Source organism: Streptomyces sp. NPDC046759 (assembly GCF_040645475.1).
GTDB lineage: Bacteria > Actinomycetota > Actinomycetes > Streptomycetales > Streptomycetaceae > Streptomyces.
The window spans coordinates 168,169-187,254 of the sequence record NZ_JBEYYJ010000002.1; the positions used below are offsets into that span (position 1 = coordinate 168,169).

The window sequence follows — 19,086 nt, forward strand, 5'->3', positions numbered from 1 at the left end:
CTTCTGAGCAACCGTTGGGGGAGGCCCTGGTGGAGGATGTCGACAAGCTCCGGTCCTACTTGCGCCGTGCCGTCGCAGACGCGCAGGCTCTGCGCCGGCGGGTGCGCGAGCTGGAGGAGTCCGCTCGCGAGCCCATCGCGGTCGTGGGTGCGGGGTGTCGCTTCCCGGGTGGGGTGACCTCCCCCGAGGGGCTGTGGGGAGTCGTGTCCGGCGGTGTGGACGCGATGGGCGACTTCCCGCGGGACCGCGGCTGGGACGTGGAGGCGCTGTACGACCCGGACCCCGAGGCGCACGGGAAGACGTACACGCGCTCGGGCGGATTCCTGCCCGATCTCGCGGAGTTCGACGCGGCGTTCTTCGGGATCAGCCCGCGCGAGGCGTTGGCGATGGATCCGCAGCAGCGGCTGATGCTGGAGACGTCGTGGGAGGCGCTGGAGCGGGCGGGTGTCGACCCGGCCGGCTTGCGGGGTTCGGCGACCGGCGTGTTCACCGGGATCTACGGGGTCGACTACGGCCCCCGGATGGGCGGCGGGGCGGCCGGCGAGGTGGAGGGCTTCGCGATCGCGGGGACGTACACCAGCGTGGCCTCGGGCCGGGTGTCGTACGTGCTGGGTCTGGAGGGCCCGGCGGTGTCGATCGACACCGCGTGCTCGTCGTCGCTGGTCGCCGTCCACCAGGCCGTGCGGTCCCTGCGTTCCGGGGAGTGCGCGCTGGCGCTGGCCGGTGGGGTGTCGGTGCTGCCGACTCCCGGGATGTTCGTGGAGGTCGCCCGGCAGCGGGGTCTGTCGGCCGACGGGCGGTGCAAGTCGTTCGCGCAGGCGGCCGACGGAACCGGCTGGGGCGAGGGCGCGGGCGTGCTGGTGCTGGAGCGCTTGTCCGACGCGCTGCGCCACGGGCGCCGGATCTGGGCGGTGATCCGGGGCTCGGCGATCAACCAGGACGGGGCGTCCAACGGGCTGACCGCGCCGAGCGAACTGGCGCAGCAGCGGGTCATCCGGGCAGCCCTGGCCGATGCCGGGCTGTCGGCCGACGAGGTGGACGCGGTGGAGGCGCACGGGACCGGTACGAAGCTGGGCGACCCCATCGAGGCGGAGGCGCTGCTGGCCACCTACGGGCGGGACCGGGACCCCGGCAGCCCGCTGTGGCTGGGGTCGCTGAAGTCGAACATCGGTCACACCCAGGCGGCCGCGGGCGTCGGCGGGATGATCAAGATGATCATGGCGATGCGTCACGGGGTGCTGCCCAGGACGCTGCACGTGGACCGCCCGACGACGCATGTGGACTGGTCGGCCGGGGCGGTGGAGCTGCTGACCGAGGCCAGGCAGTGGCCGAGCGCCCCGGGACGACCCCGGCGCGCGGGCGTGTCGTCCTTCGGGGTCAGCGGCACGAACGCGCACCTGATCCTCGAGCAGGCACCCGAGGTCTCCCCACAGGCACCCGAGGTCTCCGATCAGGCACCCGAGGCGGAGGAGTGTGTGGCCCGTCCGGCCGAGGACCCGGCCGCCGGCCGGGCGCCCACCGGTGCCCTGGGCGCGGTGCCCTGGGTGCTGTCGGCGCGGTCGGCGGAGGCGTTGCGGGAGCAGGCGCTGCGGCTGCGGGAGAGCGTGGCCGCGGACACGGACCTGCCGGTCGCCGGAGTGGGACGTTCGCTGGTGACGACGCGCTCGCTGTTCGAGCACCGCCAGGTGGTGATCGGTGCGGACCGGGACGAGCTGCTCGCCGGCCTGACGGCCGTCGCCGAGGGCGGCAGAAACCCCGCCGGTGTGGTCACCGGCGTCGCGAAGCCGGTGGGCGGGACGGTGTTCGTGTTCCCGGGCCAGGGGTGTCAGTGGGTCGGGATGGGGCGGGAGTTGTGGGACTCCTGTCCGGTGTTCGCCGAGCAGATGCGCGCGTGCGCGCAGGCGCTGGCGCCGTGGGTGTCCTGGTCGTTGACCGACACCGTGTGCGGGGGACCGGAGGCGGCGGACCTGGACCGGATCGACGTCGTCCAGCCGGTGCTGTTCGCCGTGATGGTGTCGCTGGCGCGGGTGTGGCGTTCGCTGGGGGTGACACCGGACGCGGTGATCGGCCACTCCCAGGGCGAGATCGCCGCGGCCTGCGCCGCGGGTGCACTGACGCTGCCGGACGCGGCCAGGATCGTGGCCCTGCGGTCCCGCCTGCTGGCCACGGCCACCCAGGACGGCGGCATGGCCGGGATCGTGGCGCCCGAACACCGGGTCCGGGAGCTGCTGGAGCGGGTGGGGTCCCGGGCCGTGATCGCCGCGGCCAACGGGCCGTACTCGACGACGGTCTCGGGTGAGGCCGCCGCGGTCAGGGAACTGGTCGCGATCTGTGAGTCCGAGGGCATGCGCGCGCGGTGGATCCCCGCCAGCGTTCCCGGTCACTCCCCGCTGATGGACCGGTTCCAGGACCGGCTCCGCGACGAGCTGGGCGGGATCACACCCCTGCGCTCCGCGGTGGCGTTCTACTCGACGGTGACCGGGGGCTTGATCGACACCACGGAGCTGGACGCGGCCTACTGGTTCCGCAATCTGCGCGAACCCGTCCGGTTCGAAACCACCATGAAGAGCCTCCTCGACCGGGAACACGGCGCGTTCATCGAGGTCAGCCCGCACCCGCTGCTCACGGTCAACATCCAGGAGATGCTCGACGCCACCCCCGGTGCCGCCAGGGTGGTGGTGGGTTCGGTGCGCCGCGGCGACGGCGGACTCGCCCGGTTGTACCGGTCGGCGGCCGAGGCCTTCGTGGCGGGCGTCGCGGTGTCCTGGCAGGCGGCGTTCCCGGGCTGGGACGGCCGATGGGTGGAGTTGCCCACGTACGCCTTCCAGCGGCAGCGCTATTGGCTGAACGCACCCGGCGAGACCACCACCGCGAGCACGTCGGACCACCCGCTGCTCGATGCCGTGATCGATCTGCCCGACGACCCGGAGCGCGGCGCAGTGGTGGGCGGCGGACGCCTGTCCCTGGAGCGCCACCCGTGGCTCGCCGACCACGTCGTCCACGGCACCGTCGTCGTACCGGGAACCGTGCTGGCGGAGCTGGCGGTGTGGGCGGCGGGCAGGGTGGGGTGCGACGTCGTCGAGGAACTCACGCTGGAGACACCGCTGGTGCTGTCGCGCACGGGCGACCGCGAGATCCGCGTCGTGGTCGACGGCAAACGGGTGATCAGCGTGCACTCACGGGGCGAGGGCGCATCCGAGTGGACGCGCAACGCCGTCGGCGTCGTCGGGTCCGGCACCGCAGGAGCCCGGCGGGAGGACGACCTCGCCGCGTGGCCTCCCGCGGGCGCGGTCGGCGTACCCGTCGAGGACGAGTACGCCGGGCTGTCCGCCCCCGGTTTCGGCAACGGACCTTCGTGGTGCGGCCCGCAGGAGGTATGGCGCCGCGGCGACACCCTGTTCGTGCAGGTGGAGCTGCCCGTACCCGCCGGTGCGGACGCGGGCCGGTTCCGGATCCACCCGGCCCTGCTCCACGCAGCGTTGCTCCCGATCGGCCTCGGGCGGGGCTGCGGCGAGTCCCGGTCCGAAGCCCTGCTGCCGTACCGCTGGACGGGGATCCGTCTGAACCCCGCCGAGCAAACCGGCCCGAACTCCGCCGAGCCGGCCGTGCTGCGCGTCCGTCTCGCGCCCGCGGGGGAGAACACGCTGTCCGTGACCGTCGCGGACCGGAACGGAACGCCTGCCGGCGGCATCGAGTCGCTGACCCTGCGGCCCGTGGACGCCGGCGAGCTGACCGAGCTGAGCTTCGACCGCCAGGACGCGCTCTTCCAGGTGGACTGGCTGCCCCTTCCCGTCCCGTCCGGGAAGACGGCGGGCCGGTACGCGGTGCTGGGCGGGGGCACCTCCCAGGGGGAGCCCGGCGCGCTCACCGCGTTGCTGGGCCGCGGTGGAGCGGTCTTCGCCGACCTCGGCGAACTCGCCGCCTCCGGTGAGGCGATACCCCCGGTCGTCATCGCCGGCATCGATCGGGCGGACGGGGGAGCAGGTGCCGCCCCCGCCGTCGCCGAGCGGAACCTCCACCGTGTCCTGCGGTGGACGCAGAGCTGGCTCTCGGACGACCGGTTCTCCGACTCACGCCTGGTCGTCGTCACGCGGAAGGCGATCCACGACGACCAGGTTCCGCACACCGATCCCGCGGCGGCCGCGATCTGGGGTCTCGTGCGCACCGCGCAGACCGAGAACCCGGACCGGTTCACGCTCGTGGACACGGACGACCAGCCCGGTTCGTGGGCGGGCATCCCGGCGGCGGCCGCAACCGGCGAACCTCAGCTCAAGATCCGGGCCGGCGTGGTGACCATCCCCCAACTGGCCCACGCCCCCGGCGTGTCCCCCGGCCGCCGGTCCCACGGCGCGGCGGAGGGCGGACCCGGTCTCGGGTCCGGGACGGTGCTGATCACGGGCGGCACCAGCGGCCTGGGGGCGATGCTGGCCCGCCACCTGGTGGAGCGGCACGGGGTGCGCAGCCTGGTGCTGACCAGCAGGCGGGGGCCGGCGGCCCCGGCGGCGGCCGGGCTGCGCAAGGAGCTGACCGCGGCGGGCGCTCGGGTCGAGGTCGTGGCCTGCGACGTCACCGACCGTGAGTCCGTCGCCGCACTGCTCGCCGCGGTGCCCGACGAGCACCCGCTGACGGCGGTGATCCACTGCGCGGCCGCGCTGGACGACGGGGTCCTCGAGGCGCTGACCGAGGACCGCGTGGACGCCGTGCTGGCCCCGAAGGTGCACGGCGCCTGGCACCTGCACGAGCTGACCGAACACCTGGAGCTGTCCGCGTTCGTGCTGTTCTCCTCGATCGCGAGTGTGCTCGGGACGGCCGGGCAGGCCGGCTACGCGGCGGCCAACGCGTTCCTGAACGGGCTGGCGGAGGCCCGCCGCACCGAGGGGCTGGCCGCTGCCTCGCTGTGCTGGGGCTACTGGGCCGAACGCAGCGAGCTGGGCGCGGGCCTCGGTGCCGCGGACATCGTGCGCCTGCAGCGGCAGGGCGTGCAGCCGATGGCGTCGCACGAGGGGCTCGCGCTCTTCGACGCGGCGCTCTCACGAAAGGAGCCGGTGCTGGTGCCGGCGCGACTGAACCTCCCGGCGCCGGGCGCGCCGCACGCCGGCCGGGCGGGTTCACCGCTCCTGCGCGGTCTGCTCGGGAGGCCTGCCGGGAGCGGGGGCCCGGAGGGCCGGGAGGCCGCCGACGCCGGGATCGCCCGGCAGCTCAGGTCGCTGCCGCAGGCGGACGCGGAGGCGGTGCTGCTCGATGCCGTCCGGGCGCAGACCGCGATCGTGCTCGGCCACGCCGACACCGGGCGGGTCGGTCCCGCCGTGGCGTTCAGGGACCTGGGGATCGACTCGCTCATGGCGCTGGAACTGCGGAACAAGCTGGCGGCGGTGACCGGCCTGAAGCTGCCCGCCACGCTCGCGTTCGACTACCCCAACCCGACCACCCTCGCGCAGTACCTGATCACGGGTATCACCCCCGGCTCCGGTGGTGATCCGGAATCCCCGGCCGACCGCCTGGCCAAGGAGATCGAGGCACTGGGAGGCCGGCTGGAGGACGTGTTCCTCGGTCTCGCAGACGAGGACAGGGCCACCATCTCCACGCTGCTCGGCGAACTGCAGGGCCGGGTCCGTTCGATGGTGGGCGATGCATCACCGGTCGGCATCATCGACCGGATCAGTTCGGCCTCAGCTGGAGAGCTTCTCTCCCTGCTGGACAAAGAGCTCGGCCAGGGAGAGCGATGACGAACGACAAGAACGCCGATGTTCTCGACTACCTCAAGCGGACATCGATCGAGCTGATCGAGACGCGCCGGCGCCTGCAGGAGCTGACGGAGGCCGCCGCCGAGCCCATCGCGATCGTGGGTCTCGCCTGCCGTTATCCGGGCGGGGCGGTGTCCCCCGAGGCGCTGTGGGACCTGGTGCAGGCGGGCCGGGACGCGATCTCCGGCTTCCCGGACGACCGTGACTGGGACCTGGAGGCCCTCTACGACCCGGATCCGGACCGGCCCGGCACCTGCTACACGCGCTCGGGCGGCTTCCTGTACGACGCGGGGGACTTCGACGCCGAGTTCTTCGGGATCAACCCGCGCGAGGCGCTGGCCGCGGACCCGCAGCAGCGGTTGTTGCTGGAGTCCTCCTGGGAGTCCCTGGAACGAGCCGGCATCGACCCGCACACCCTGCGCGGCAGCAGCACCGGCGTCTTCGCCGGACTGGCGTACTTCGGATACGGGAACCACTTCTTCACCCCCGAGTCCATCTCGGGCTACGGGCAGACCGGCTCCCTGCTGAGCGTGGCGTCCGGGCGCGTGGCGTACACGCTCGGCCTGGAGGGCCCGGCGGTGTCGACCGACACCGCGTGCTCGTCGTCGCTGGTGGCGGTGCACCAGGCGGTGCAGTCGCTGCGGCAGGGCGAGTGCACGCTGGCCCTGGCCGGGGGCGTCACCGTCATGGGGACGACACAGGTGTTCCGGGAGATGTCGCGGCAGCGGGGCCTGGCGGCGGACGGCCGGTGCAAGGCGTTCGCCGACGCGGCGGACGGCACCGGCTTCTCCGAGGGCGTCGGGGTCCTGGTCCTCGAGCGGCTGTCGGACGCGCGACGCAACAAGCGCCGGATCTGGGCGGTGATCCGGGGCTCGGCGATCAACCAGGACGGGGCGTCCAACGGGCTGACCGCGCCGAACGGGCCGGCGCAGCAGCGGGTCATCCGGGCGGCGCTGGCGAACGCCCGGGTGCAGGCGGGAGAGGTGGACGTGGTGGAGGCCCACGGGACCGGTACGACGCTGGGCGATCCGATCGAGGCGCAGGCGGTGCTGGCCACCTACGGGCAGGACCGGGACCCCGGCCGGCCGCTGTGGCTGGGGTCGCTGAAGTCGAACATCGGTCACACCCAGGCGGCCGCGGGCGTCGGCGGGATGATCAAGATGATCATGGCGATGCGTCACGGGGTGCTGCCCAGGACGCTGCACGTGGACCGCCCGACGACGCATGTGGACTGGTCGGCCGGGGCGGTGGAGCTGCTGACCGAGGCCAGGCAGTGGCCGAGCATCCCGGGACGGCCCCGGCGGGCGGGCGTGTCCGCCTTCGGGGCCAGCGGCACCAACGCACACCTGATCCTGGAGGAGGCACCCGCGGAAGAGACGGTGCCCGCCACCGCCGATCAGCTGCCCGGCGGCGCCCGCGGGCTGGTGCCGTGGGTCGTGTCGGCGCGGTCGGAGGAGGCGCTGCGGGCGCAGGCGGGCAGGCTGCGCGATTTCGTCGCTGCCCGTCCGGACGTGGATGTCGCCGATGTCGGTTGGTCGCTGGTCTCGAGCCGGTCCCGGTTCGAGCACCGTGCGGTGGTGCTGGGCCGTGACCGGCACGAACTGCTGGGCGCTCTGGCGTCGTTGGGTGACGGCGTGGAGTGCGCGGGGGTGGTGCGCGGTGTCGCCGGGGACCTCGGCGGGACCGTCTTCATGTTCCCCGGGCAGGGATCGCAGTGGGTCGGCGTGGCCCGGCAGCTGTACGACGCCTTCCCCGTCTTCGCGCAGAGCCTCGACGAGGTCTGCGCACGCTTCGACACCCATCTGCCCTACGCGCTCAAGCCCCTGCTCCTCGCCGACGCGCCCGCGCAGGCCCGAGCCCGGCGCACCGACATCGCGCAGCCGGCGCTTTTCGCCCTGCAGGTCGGCCTGTACCGGCTCCTGGTGCGGTACTGCGGCCGGCCGGACCACCTGATCGGTCACTCGGTCGGCGAGATCGCCGCCGCCCACGTGTCCGGCGCCATCGACCTGGACGGCGCGACCAGGCTCGTGGCCGCCCGCGGGCGGGTCATGCAGACGGTCACCGAGCAGGGCGCCATGCTGGCGGTGCGCGCCTCGGAAGACGAGGTGAACGCTCTGCTCGGCCCGTACGACCGCATCGGCGTCGCCGCCGTCAACGGCCCCGAGTCGGTGGTGGTCTCGGGCAGCCGCGACGAGGTCCACGAACTGCGGGAACGGCTCGTCGCCGGCGGCACGTCGGCGAAGCTGCTCGAAGTCGACCACGCCTTCCACTCCCCGCTCATGGACCCGATCCTGGACGAGTTCGCGGAATCGGTCGAGGAGCTCGCCGCGGGCCGCATCTCGGTCCCGGTCATCTCGACCAGGTCCGGCCGCGAGGCCACGCTCGAGGAGCTGACGTCCGTCACGCACTGGGTGAACCACGTGCGCGAACCGGTGCGCTTCTTCACCGCGGTGGAACGCGCCCGCGCGGCCGGTGTGAGCGTCTTCCTCGAGGTGGGCCCGGGGTCGGCCCTCGCGAGCATCACCAAGGAGGCCTTCGCCGGCCTGGGGGTGGACGACGCGGTCGTCCTGTCGTCGTCGCGGCGCAGCCGCGGGGCGGTGGAGGCGCTGGCCGGCTCGCTGGCCCACCTCCACGTCCGGGGCGGGGCCGTGGACTGGACCGCCCTGTTCGGGGCGCGTCGGTCCGTGGACCTTCCGACGTACGCGTTCCAGCGGCAGCGGTACTGGCTGGACTTCCTGGCCGGGGCGGGCGCGGCGGACGTGGCCTCGGCCGGACTGTCGGCCCCGGAGCACCCGCTGCTGGGCGCCGTGGTGGACCACCCGGGCACCGACGAGGTCGTCTTCACCGGTCTGTGGTCCCTGCGGACCCACGACTGGCTGGCCGACCACGCCGTGTTCGGTGCGGTCGTCGTACCGGCGACGGCCTACATGGACCTGGCGCTGTCGGTGGGCGACCACCTCGGGTGCGCCGTGGTCGAGGAACTCTCCTTGGAAGTTCCCCTGGTTCTTCCCGACCCGGGCGACGTGCAGGTGCGGATCGCCGTCGGTGCGGCGGACGAGACGGGACGCCGCTCGCTGGACGTGTACTCGCGACCCGGCGACGACCGGACGGCCGGCGGCTGGACGCGTCACGCGACGGGGAACCTGACACCGGGCACGGTGCGGACGGCCGGACGGGCCGAGGACGCGCAGCCGCTCGCCGTGTGGCCGCCGGCCGGGGCGAGGCGGCTCGACATCGACGGTCTCTACGACTCCTTCGCGGACGCGGGATTCGACTACGGGCCCACCTTCCGCGGGCTGCGCGAGGTGTGGCAGCGCGGTGACGACCTCTTCGCCACGGCCACGCTGCCGGCGACCGCCGACGGCTCGGCCGGCGCCGGGTTCGCCCTGCACCCGGCGCTGATGGACTCCGTGCTGCACGCGGTGGTCGCCGGCGGTGTCATCGAGGTCACCGGCGACCGGGGCTGGATGCCGTTCTCCTGGTCCGGGGTGGACCTGGCCGGCCGGTGCGGCCCGACCGTGCGGATCCGGGTCTCCCCGGCCGGCGACGCCGCCGTGTCGGTGGCGGTCGCCGACGAGCACGGCCGTACGATCGCCCGCATCGGGGCGCTGACGTTCCGGCCGGCGAGCCCGGAGCAACTGAGCGCGGCGCGCGGCGGGCCCGGGCAGTCGCTGTTCGAACTGGCATGGCGACCGGTCCAGCACGGTGAGCGCGAAACCCACCGCGGGCGGTGGGGCGTTCTCGGCGCGAAGGACGGCCTGGCCGCCCGCCTCCTGGAGGCGGGCGACGAGAGCGTGGTGTGCTACGCGTCCGTCGACGACGTCCTCGCGGGGGAGGCACCCCGGCACCTCGTCCTCTGCCTGGACGACGTCGTCGACGCCGGTCCCGATCTGGCGGCCGCGGTCGCCGGCGCGGACACGCGCGTGCTGGAGTGGGTCCAGCGGTTCCTCGCCGAGGAGCCGTTCGCCGAGTCCACGCTGGTGGTCCTCACCCGGCTGGCCCTCGCCACCGGCGGCGGGGAGAGCGTCGAAAGCCTCCCCGGCGCGTCCGTATGGGGCCTGATCCGGTCCGCCCAGACGGAGCACCCGGGCAGGTTCCGGCTGGTGGACGTCGACGACGAGGAGACGTCCTGGGCACGCGTCCCGGACGCGCTCGCCCTCGGCGAGGACCAACTGGCCCTGCGTGGCGGCGCGTACCTCGCCCCGCGCATGACGGCGGCCGCACCGGCGGACAACCGTATCGAGCCGCCGGCGGCCGGCGCCCACCGGCTGGGCATCCCGAACAAGGGGACGATGGAGAACCTGACATGGGTGCCCTGCCCCGAGGTGGAGGCTCCCCTCACCAGCGGACAGGTGCGCATCGCCGTCCACGCCGCGGGACTCAACTTCCGCGACGTCACGATCGCCCTGGGACTGGTGGAGCGGACGGCCATCGACGCCGGGCTCGGCAGCGAGGGTGCCGGAGTGGTGCTGGAGGTGGCGGACGACGTCACCGGTCTCGCACCGGGCGACCGGGTGATGGGCATCTTCTCCGGCGCCTTCGGCCGCGTGGCCGTGGCGGACCACCGCCTGCTCATGCCCGTCCCCGACGGGTGGAGCCACATCGAGGCGGCGTCCGTGCCGGGCGCCTTCCTCACCGCCTACTACGCCCTCTTCCACGTGGCGAACCTCGAGAAGGGCCAACGGATCCTCATCCACGCCGCGGCGGGCGGCGTCGGGATGGCCGCCGTTCAGCTGGCGCAACACGTCGGTGCCGAGATCTACGGGACCGCGAGCCCCGCCAAGTGGCCCACCCTGCGCGCTCTGGGGCTGGACGACGCGCATCTGGCGTCCTCGCGGGACGTCCGGTTCGCGGACACGTTCCTGGGCTCCTCCGGCGGCCGCGGGGTCGACGTCGTCCTGAACTCCCTCGCGCACCAGTTCGTCGACGCCTCGCTGAAGCTCCTCCCCGGGGGCGGCAGCTTCGTCGAGATGGGGAAGACGGACATCCGCGACCCCGACCGGGTGGCAGCCGATCACCCGGGAGTCGACTACCAGGCCTTCGACCTCTACGAGGCGGGCCCGGACATGATCCACGAGATGTTCCGCGCCGTCATGCAGCTGTTCGCCGAGGGGCGGGTGCACCTGAACCCGATCGCCGTCCGGGACATCCGCGACGCGCGCCGGGCGTTCCGCGAGATGAGCCACGGCCGCCACGTCGGGAAGATCATTTTCGAGCTGGGCGACGACTTCGGCGGGGGGACCGTGCTGGTCACGGGCGGAACCGGGGGAGTGGGTTCCCTGGTGGCGCGGCACCTCGTCGCCCAACACGGGGTGCGCAGCCTGGTGCTGGCGAGCCGCCGGGGCATGGCGGCCGCCGGGGCTCCTGAGCTGGTCGCGGACCTTCAGGAAGCGGGCGCCGCCGTCAGGGTCGTCGCATGCGATGTCGCGGACCGGGCCGCCGTCGCGGACCTCCTCACCGACATGCCTCCCGCGTACCCGCTGACGGCTGTGGTGCACGCGGCGGGTGTACTGGCGGACGGCACCGTCGAGTCGCTGACCGCGGAGAGCCTCGACCGCGTCCTGCGCGCCAAGGCCGGCGGTGCGGTCCACCTGCACGAGCTGACCCGGGAACACAACCTCTCGGCGTTCGTCCTGTTCTCCGCGCTGGCGGGCACGCTGGGCACCGGAGGGCAGGCCAACTACGCCGCGGCGAACGGGTTCCTGGACGGTCTGGCGGCGCAGCGCAGGGCCTGCGGTCTGGTCGGCGCGTCGCTGTGCTGGGGCTGGTGGGAGGAGCGCAGCGGCATGACCGCGGACCTGAACCAGGCCGACCTCTCGCGGGTCCGGCGGCTGGGCGTCGCGGAGATGCCGACATCCGAGGCTCTGGCCCTGTTCGACTCGGCGCGCGCGATCGACAACCCGGTCGTGATCCCGGCCCGCGTGGACCTCACCGCGCTGCGGAACAGGCCCCGCGACGAGGTGCCGCTCCTTCTGCGCGACCTCGTGGGCGCCGGCCGTCCCGCCCGGACCGGAACGCGCGCGACCAGGGACACCGGCCCCCTCGGCCTGCTCACCGGGCCGGCCACCCTCTCGGAGGGCGAGGCGGAGGCAGCCGTGCTGGACTGGGTCCGCGAGCAGGTCGCCGTCGTGCTCGGACACCCGTCCAGCGCGGCCGTCGACGCCGACCAGGCGTTCACCCAACTCGGATTCGACTCGCTCACCTCGGTCGAACTGTGCAACCGCCTGGCTTCCTCGACCGGACTGCGCCTGCCGTCCACCCTTGTCTTCAACTACCCGACACCACGCGAACTGGGCCGGCACCTGTGCGGCCTGCTGCGTCCGCAGCCGGCGCCCCGCACGAGCCCGGCCGACGACGCGGAGATCCGGGAAGCGCTGCGCACGGTCTCGATCGACAGCCTGCGGAGCGCGGGCATCTTGGAGCTGGTTCTCGCGTGTGCCGACCCGTCCCGGCCGGACGCCGGCGGGCAGGCACCGGACGCGGACGCCGGCGCGGACGAACTGGCGGCCATGGACCTGGAAGCACTGGTCGACCTGGCTCTGGACGAGAGGGGCAAATGACATGAACCACGCCGCGGACCGCACCGGGAACGGCGGGGACCGGGTCGAGCGGGCACTGCGCATGCTGCTGGAGGAGCGGGACCGCCTCCGCCAGGAGAACGACGCCCTGAAAGCCGGCCGCGCCGAGCCGGTCGCCGTGGTGGCCATGGCCTGCCGCTACCCGGGAGGGGTCGCGTCGCCGGAGGAGCTGTGGGACATGGTCCGCGACGGCGTGGACGCCGTGGACGAGTTCCCGGCGGACCGCGGGTGGCGGGACGTGTACGACCCGGACCCGGACGCGGTCGGCAGCTCCTACGTGCGCCACGGGGGGTTCCTGACCGACGTGGCCGCTTTCGACGCGGACTTCTTCGGCATCAGCCCGCGTGAGGCGCTGGCGATCGACCCGCAGCAGCGCCTGCTGCTGGAGACGTCGTGGGAGGTGTTCGAGCGGGCGGGCATCGTCCCCGCCGAGGTGCGCGGGGCGGACGTCGGTGTCTTCGCCGGGGTGAGCTCGTCCGAGTACGGATCGCGTTTCCTGGAGGCGGGCAAGAACGAGCTGGAGGGGTACCTGCTGCACGGCAGCGCGCCGAGCGTCGCGTCCGGCCGGGTGGCGTACGAGCTGGGGCTGACCGGGCCGGCGGTGACCGTCGACACGGCGTGCTCGTCGTCACTGGTGGCCCTCCACCTGGCCATGCAGTCACTGCGTTCGGGGGAGTGCTCGCTCGCCCTGGCGGGCGGGGCGCTGGTGGTGTCGACGCCCGACATCTTCGTGGAGTTCTCCCGGCAGCGCGGTCTGTCGGCCGACGGCCGGTGCAAGTCCTTCGCGGACGCGGCCGACGGGACCGGCTGGGCCGAGGGCGTGGGCGTGCTGCTGCTGGAGCGGTTGTCCGACGCCCGCCGCAACGGCCACCCGGTGCTGGCCGTCGTGCGCGGCTCCGCGGTGAACCAGGACGGGGCCAGCAACGGGCTGACCGCACCCAACGGCCGCGCCCAGGAGAACGTGATCCGGCGGGCCCTGGCCAACGCGGGGGTCGCGGCCCGTGAGGTGGACGCGGTCGAGGCCCACGGCACCGGCACCGTGCTGGGGGACCCCATCGAGGCAGGGGCCCTGCTGGCGACCTACGGGCAGGACCGGGCCGAGGGCAGGCCGCTCTGGCTGGGGTCCCTGAAGTCGAACATCGGCCACGCCCAGGCCGCGGCCGGGGTCGCCGGGGTCATCAAGATGGTGATGGCCCTGCGGCACGGGTTCCTGCCGAAGACCCTGCACGCGGACACGCCCTCGCGGCACGTGGACTGGTCCTCCGGTGCGCTCGAACTGCTCGTGGAGGGGCGTGAGTGGGCCCGGGCGGACGGTCCGCGGCGGGCCGGGGTGTCGTCGTTCGGGGTCAGCGGCACCAACGCGCACGTGATCCTGGAGGAGGAACCCCCGCGGGAGCAGGCGGACGAGGGGGCCGACGAGCCGGCGGACCAGCAGGCTGGTGAGTGCCCTCCGGGCCCGGCGGTGCTCGGCGGGCTGGTGCCGTGGGTGGTGTCGGGCAAGTCCGCGGCGGCCCTGGAGCGGCAGGCGGGCAGGCTGCGCGATTTCGTCGCTGCCCGTCCGGACGTGGATGTCGCCGATGTCGGTTGGTCGCTGGTCTCGAGCCGGTCCCGGTTCGAGCACCGTGCGGTGGTGCTGGGCCGTGACCGGGACGAACTGCTGGGCGGCCTGGCGTCGTTGGGTGACGGCGTGGAGTGCGCGGGGGTGGTGCGCGGTGTCGCCGGGGACCTCGGCGGGACCGTCTTCATGTTCCCCGGGCAGGGATCGCAGTGGGTCGGCATGGGCCGGCAGCTGTACGGCACCTTCCCGGTGTTCGCGCAGTCCCTGGACGAGTGCGCGGCCGCGATGGCCGAGTGGGCCGACTGGTCGCTGCTCGACGTGGTGCGCGCAGTGGACGGGGCGCCGACGCTGGACCGGGTGGACGTGGTCCAGCCCGCGTTGTTCTCCGTGATGGTGTCCATGGCCGCGCTGTGGCGGTCCTGGGGTGTGGAACCGGCGGCGGTGGTGGGACACAGCCAGGGCGAGATAGCCGCCGCCCACGTGTGCGGGGCGCTGTCCCTGCGGGACGCCACCAAGATCGTGGCGCTCCGCAGCAAGGCCCTGGTGAGTCTGATCGGGCACGGCGGGATGGCGTCGGTAGCGGAGTCCGCGGATCTCGTGGCGGATCGTCTCGCCCCGTGGAACGACCGGGTGAGCGTCGCCGTCGTCAACGGTCCCCGCTCGGTCGTGGTGTCCGGGGAACCGGACGCACTCGACGAATTCGTCGAGAAGATGAAAGCCGAAGGCGCTCAGGCCCGGAGGATATCGGTCGACTACGCCTCCCATTCCCACCAGGTGGCCCAGGTCCGCGACCAGGTGATCGGATCGCTGTCCGACGTGCGCCCGAGGACGTCGGCGCTGCCCTTCTACTCGACCCTGTACGGCAAGACGATCGATACCGCGGAGCTGAACGGCACCTACTGGTACGACAACCTGCGCGAGAAAGTCCTCTTCGAATCGTCCGTCCGGCGGCTTGCAGCCGACGGTTTCCGGGTGTTCATCGAGATGAGTCCGCACCCCGTTCTGACGGTCCCGGTGCAGGAGATGGTCGAGGAAGTGGACGGCGCGGTGGTGCTGTCGTCGTCGCGGCGGGACCGGGGGGAGACGGAGGCCGTGGTCGGCTCGCTCGCCCAACTGCACGTCCAGGGCGGGACCGTGGACTGGGACGCCGTGTTCGGGGCGCGTCGGCGCGTGGACCTGCCGACGTACGCCTTCCACCGGCAGCGGTACTGGTTGAACTCCTCGCCCACGGCGGTGGCGGCGGCGGTGCCCACGGCGGAGCAGCCGGCGGGCGGTGATCACCTCGTCCCCCTGCCGGAAAGGATCTCCAGCCTCTCCCACGGCGACGCGGAGGCCCTCGTGCTGGACCACGTCCTCGAGAAGGTCGCCCTCGTGCTCGGGCACCCCTCCAGCGGCAGCCTCGACCCCGACCAGGAGTTCAAGCAGATCGGATTCGACTCGCTGCTGTCGGTGGAGCTGAGCAAACGCCTGGCCGCGTCGACCGGTCTGAAACTGAGGGCGAATCTGGTGCTGCGGAATCCGTCACCGCGACTGATCGCCGGGCATATCATGTCGGCGCTGGCCAAGAGCGATCCACAGTGAACTCACCCTGTTCCGGCCCTGTTCCGGGCGCTTTTCCGCCCTCTAGGAGTGTCCCGTCGGCGGGACACCGCACGTTCGGCGGCCGCTTGTTCCGTCCCGGCACCATGTTGTCTTGACCGGCATCTCCACCTGGGTGAAGGTGGATGTCATCTCTGAATTCCACCGATTCCCGGGCCCGTTTGCTGAGGGGTTGATCCGTGTGCGTTCGTTCGGTGCGTCGTCTGCGCATAAAGGGTTGTGGCTGGCGCAGAAAATGTCCTCCGACACGCTGAACCATGCGCTGGCCATGTGGGACGTGGACGGCGAACTGGACGCGGCGGTCATGGAATCCGCGTTCCGGCATGTGCTCGGCGAGGCGGAAGTGCTGCGCGTCAACTTCGTCGACGACGGCGGCGGACTGCGGCTGGTACCCCGGGAACTGGGCGACTGGCGGCCGTTCTTCCTGGATCTCAGCGCCGAGACCGATCCCGAGCAGGCGGCGCGCGAAGCGCTGGCCGACATGGTGCGCCGGCCCTTCGACCTGGAGCGGGACCTGCTGTTCCGGCTGGGTGTGGTCAAACTCGGGGCGACCCGCTCTCTCCTGGTGATCGCCTACCACCACCTCGTATCGGACGGGTACGGGGCGGGCGGCCTGCTGTCGCGGCGCCTCGCCGAGGTGTACTCCGCGCTGGTGCGGGGCGAGGAGGTACCCAAGTTGCCGCACCCCTGGGACGCCGAGTCGTTCGCGGCCCAGGCGGCGGACTACCTGGCCTCCGAGACGTTCACCGAGGACATGGAGTTCTGGCGCGACTACCTGGCGGACGCACCCGCGCCCGCGCAGGTTCCCCGCATCGCCCTGCCCGAGGCGACGCGGTCCGCGCTCTGCGAACCGCTGAGCAGCGCCGACCGCTGGTCGGAGGTGGCCGGAGCCATCGGCATGGTGAGCCGCACGCTGACCGTGCCGCGCGCCGAGGCGGACGCGTGGACCGAGACCGCGAAGTCCCTGGGCGTGTGGATGTCGTCGATGCTGACCGCGGCCGCCGCGGTGTTCTTCCGGCACCGCTGCGACCGCCCGGAGTTCCTCCTCTCGCTGGCGGTGGCCAACCGGGCAGGGACGGCGAGCCAGACGCCCGGTCTGGCGGTGAACGTGGTGCCGGTACGGATGAGCGTTCCGCTCGCCGCGACCTTCACCGAGATCGCCGACGCGGTCGTCGACGAGACGTACGAGATCTTCGGCCGCACCGCCTGCCACTACTCGGACATCCAGCGGGCGAGCGGAACCGTCCTGAGCGGCCGCGGCAGTTTCGGCGCCGTCCTCAACGTCGTCGAGTTCGCGGAGCTGCTCCACTTCGCAGGCACCCCGGCGCGCCACCTCGGCGGAACCACCGGTACCTTCGACGAACTGTCGATCGGCGTCTACACCGACGGGAGCGCCGACAGCGACCTGTTCATCCGGCTGGACGCCCCCGCGGGCCTGTACTGCCGCGCGGAGCTGCGCTTCATCGGCGAGGAGCTGATCGCCTGCATCCGTGCCCTGACGGCCGCCTGCTCCCTGCCGGTCGGTGCGCTGGACGTGGTGAGCGGCGCCGCGCGGGACCTGGTCCTGACGGCACCGAACGACACGGACGCGGACGCGCCGATGCCGGGACTGACGGTTCCCGAGCTGTTCGCCCGCCAGGTGGAACAGGCCCCCGACGCCGTCGCGGTGGTGTCCGCGGACTCCACGGTCTCGTACCGTGAACTGGACGAGCGCTCGAGCCGGCTCGCCGAGGCGCTGCGGCGGCGGGGCGTCGGAACCGAGACGGTCGTGGCGGTGGCGCTGCCCCGGTCGGTGGATCTGGCCGTCGCCCTGCTCGGGGTGGCGAAGGCGGGTGGAGCCCACCTGCCCGTCGACCCGGCGTTCCCGGCACGGGTGATCGGGCCGGTGGTGAGCGACTCCTCGGCGCGGATGCTGCTCACCGACGCGGCGACCGCCGAATCGCTCTCCGCCGATCTGGACGTGCCGACGGTCCTGTTCGACGACATCCGGCCGGACACCGGTGCCGACGGCGGCGACAGCGCGCACAGGGTTCCCGTCCCGTGGCACCGGGACGGTCTGTTCGCCGTGATGTACGGCTCCGGTCCCGGCGGCGCGGCCACAGGAGTCGCTGTGACGCACCGGAACATGGAGCGGTTCGTCATGGACCGCCACTGGCGGGAAGGCGGCCACAGCGCCGTGCTGTGGCACTCGCCGCACACCTCCGGGGCACTCGCCCTCGAACTGTGGGCGCCCCTGCTGAGCGGCGGCCGTGTGGTCGTGGCTCCTTCGGGGGAGCCGGACGCCGATGCGCTGGCCGAGGTGGCAGCGGCACACGAGGTCTCCACGGTATGGCTGTCCGCGGGCCTGTTCTCGGCGATCGCGGCCGAACGCCCCGAGCGCCTGGCCGGGTTGCGCGCGGTGTGGACCGGTGGTGACCGCGTGTCGGCGGCCGCGGTGCGGCGGGTCCGGGAGGCGTGCCCCGGGCTGACGATCGTCAGCGGCCACGGCCCGACGGAGACGGGGTTCGCCGCATGCCACCGACTGGCGCCCGGCGAACCGGTGGACCACGCGGGCACGGCCGGCCGCCCGACGGACCACACCGCCCTGTACGTGCTGGGGCCGGGACTGGCGCCGGTCCCCGTGGGCGTGTCCGGAGAGCTCTACGTGGCCGGGCCCGGCCTCGCGCGTGGCTGTCCCGGGCGGCCGGGCCGGACCGCGGAGCGGTTCGTGCCCTGTCCGTTCGGCCCGGCCGGCGGGCTCATGTACCGGACCGGGGACCGGGTGCGGTGGGGTGCCGGCGGCCGGCTCGAGTACCTGGGCCGGGCCGACGCCCAGACGGAGGTACGTGGCACCCGGGTGGAGGCCGCCGAGGTCGAGGAGGCGCTGTCCGAGCACCCTGGACTGGCGCGGTCGGTGGTGGCCGTCAGAGTCGACGGCTCGGGGCAGAGGCGGCACGTGGCCTACGTCGTCCCGGTGGACGGCACGGACGGCCCCACGGGTGAGGAACTGCGCCGATTCGCCGCGGGGCGGTTGCCGGAGTTCATGGTGCCGTCGGCGTTCGTGGTGCTGGAGCGCCTGCCGGTCACCGTCGACGGGAGGGCGGACCTGGCGTCGCTGCCGGAACCGGAGTTCGGTGACGGGCGGTACCGCGCCCCGCGCAATCGCACCGAGCGGGTGCTGGCCGAGGCGTTCGCCGACGTCCTCGAGATGGACCGGGTGGGGATCGACGACGACTTCTTCGACCTCGGTGGCAACTCGCTGCGGGCCATCAGGCTGGTCGGCCTGATCCGGGCGGAGCTGAACCTCGAGGTCTCCATCCGCACGCTGTTCGCGGCGCGCACCATCACCGGCCTGACCGACATGTGGGGGGACCTCTCCCGGTCGAGCCGGCCGACTCTGCGCAGGAGGACACAGGGCGGCCAGGTCCTCTGAGCTGTCCATGGTGAAAAGGGGTCGGGGTCAGACCCCTACGAGTGCGGGGCGTCCCGTCGGCGGGACACCCATGCACGGCCCACACGGATGCGCTGATACATCGGTGTGCGTCGGCTGAGTCCGGCGCACTTGAATGGTTCATCGTGCCCGGTCTACGTTGGCGGCGCGGCCGATGGAAATGCCAGCCCGCCGAAC

4 protein-coding genes are annotated in these 19,086 nt (G+C 73.1%); all 4 read left to right on the forward strand.

Annotated features, from left to right (window positions below; all coding sequences use genetic code 11):
- The first annotated feature begins 29 nt into the window (after nucleotides 1-29).
- Complete coding sequence (locus ABZ919_RS03560) at nucleotides 30-5,726, forward strand: SDR family NAD(P)-dependent oxidoreductase (RefSeq protein ID WP_361242197.1); 5,697 nt, start codon at nucleotides 30-32, stop codon at nucleotides 5,724-5,726.
- Entirely contained in the window at nucleotides 5,723-12,304 is a 6,582-nt protein-coding gene (locus ABZ919_RS03565) for a type I polyketide synthase (RefSeq protein ID WP_361242200.1), read from the forward strand. The genes ABZ919_RS03560 and ABZ919_RS03565 overlap by 4 nt, the downstream gene beginning before the upstream one ends.
- Before the next feature lies 1 nt (nucleotide 12,305).
- On the forward strand, nucleotides 12,306-15,461 hold the full coding sequence (locus ABZ919_RS03570; RefSeq protein WP_361242203.1) for an acyltransferase domain-containing protein: 3,156 nt from the start codon (nucleotides 12,306-12,308) through the stop codon (nucleotides 15,459-15,461).
- 199 nt (nucleotides 15,462-15,660) lie between these two features.
- Nucleotides 15,661-18,891 (forward strand): AMP-binding protein, encoded by a 3,231-nt coding sequence (locus tag ABZ919_RS03575; protein ID WP_361242206.1) that lies wholly within the window; start codon nucleotides 15,661-15,663, stop codon nucleotides 18,889-18,891.
- Nucleotides 18,892-19,086: the final 195 nt, after the last annotated feature.

Coding starts and splice junctions, on each gene's coding strand:
- ABZ919_RS03565 (WP_361242200.1), top strand. CDS start 5,723: ATGACGAACGACAAGAACGCCGATGTTCTCGACTACCTCAAGCGGACA.
- ABZ919_RS03570 (WP_361242203.1), top strand. CDS start 12,306: ATGAACCACGCCGCGGACCGCACCGGGAACGGCGGGGACCGGGTCGAG.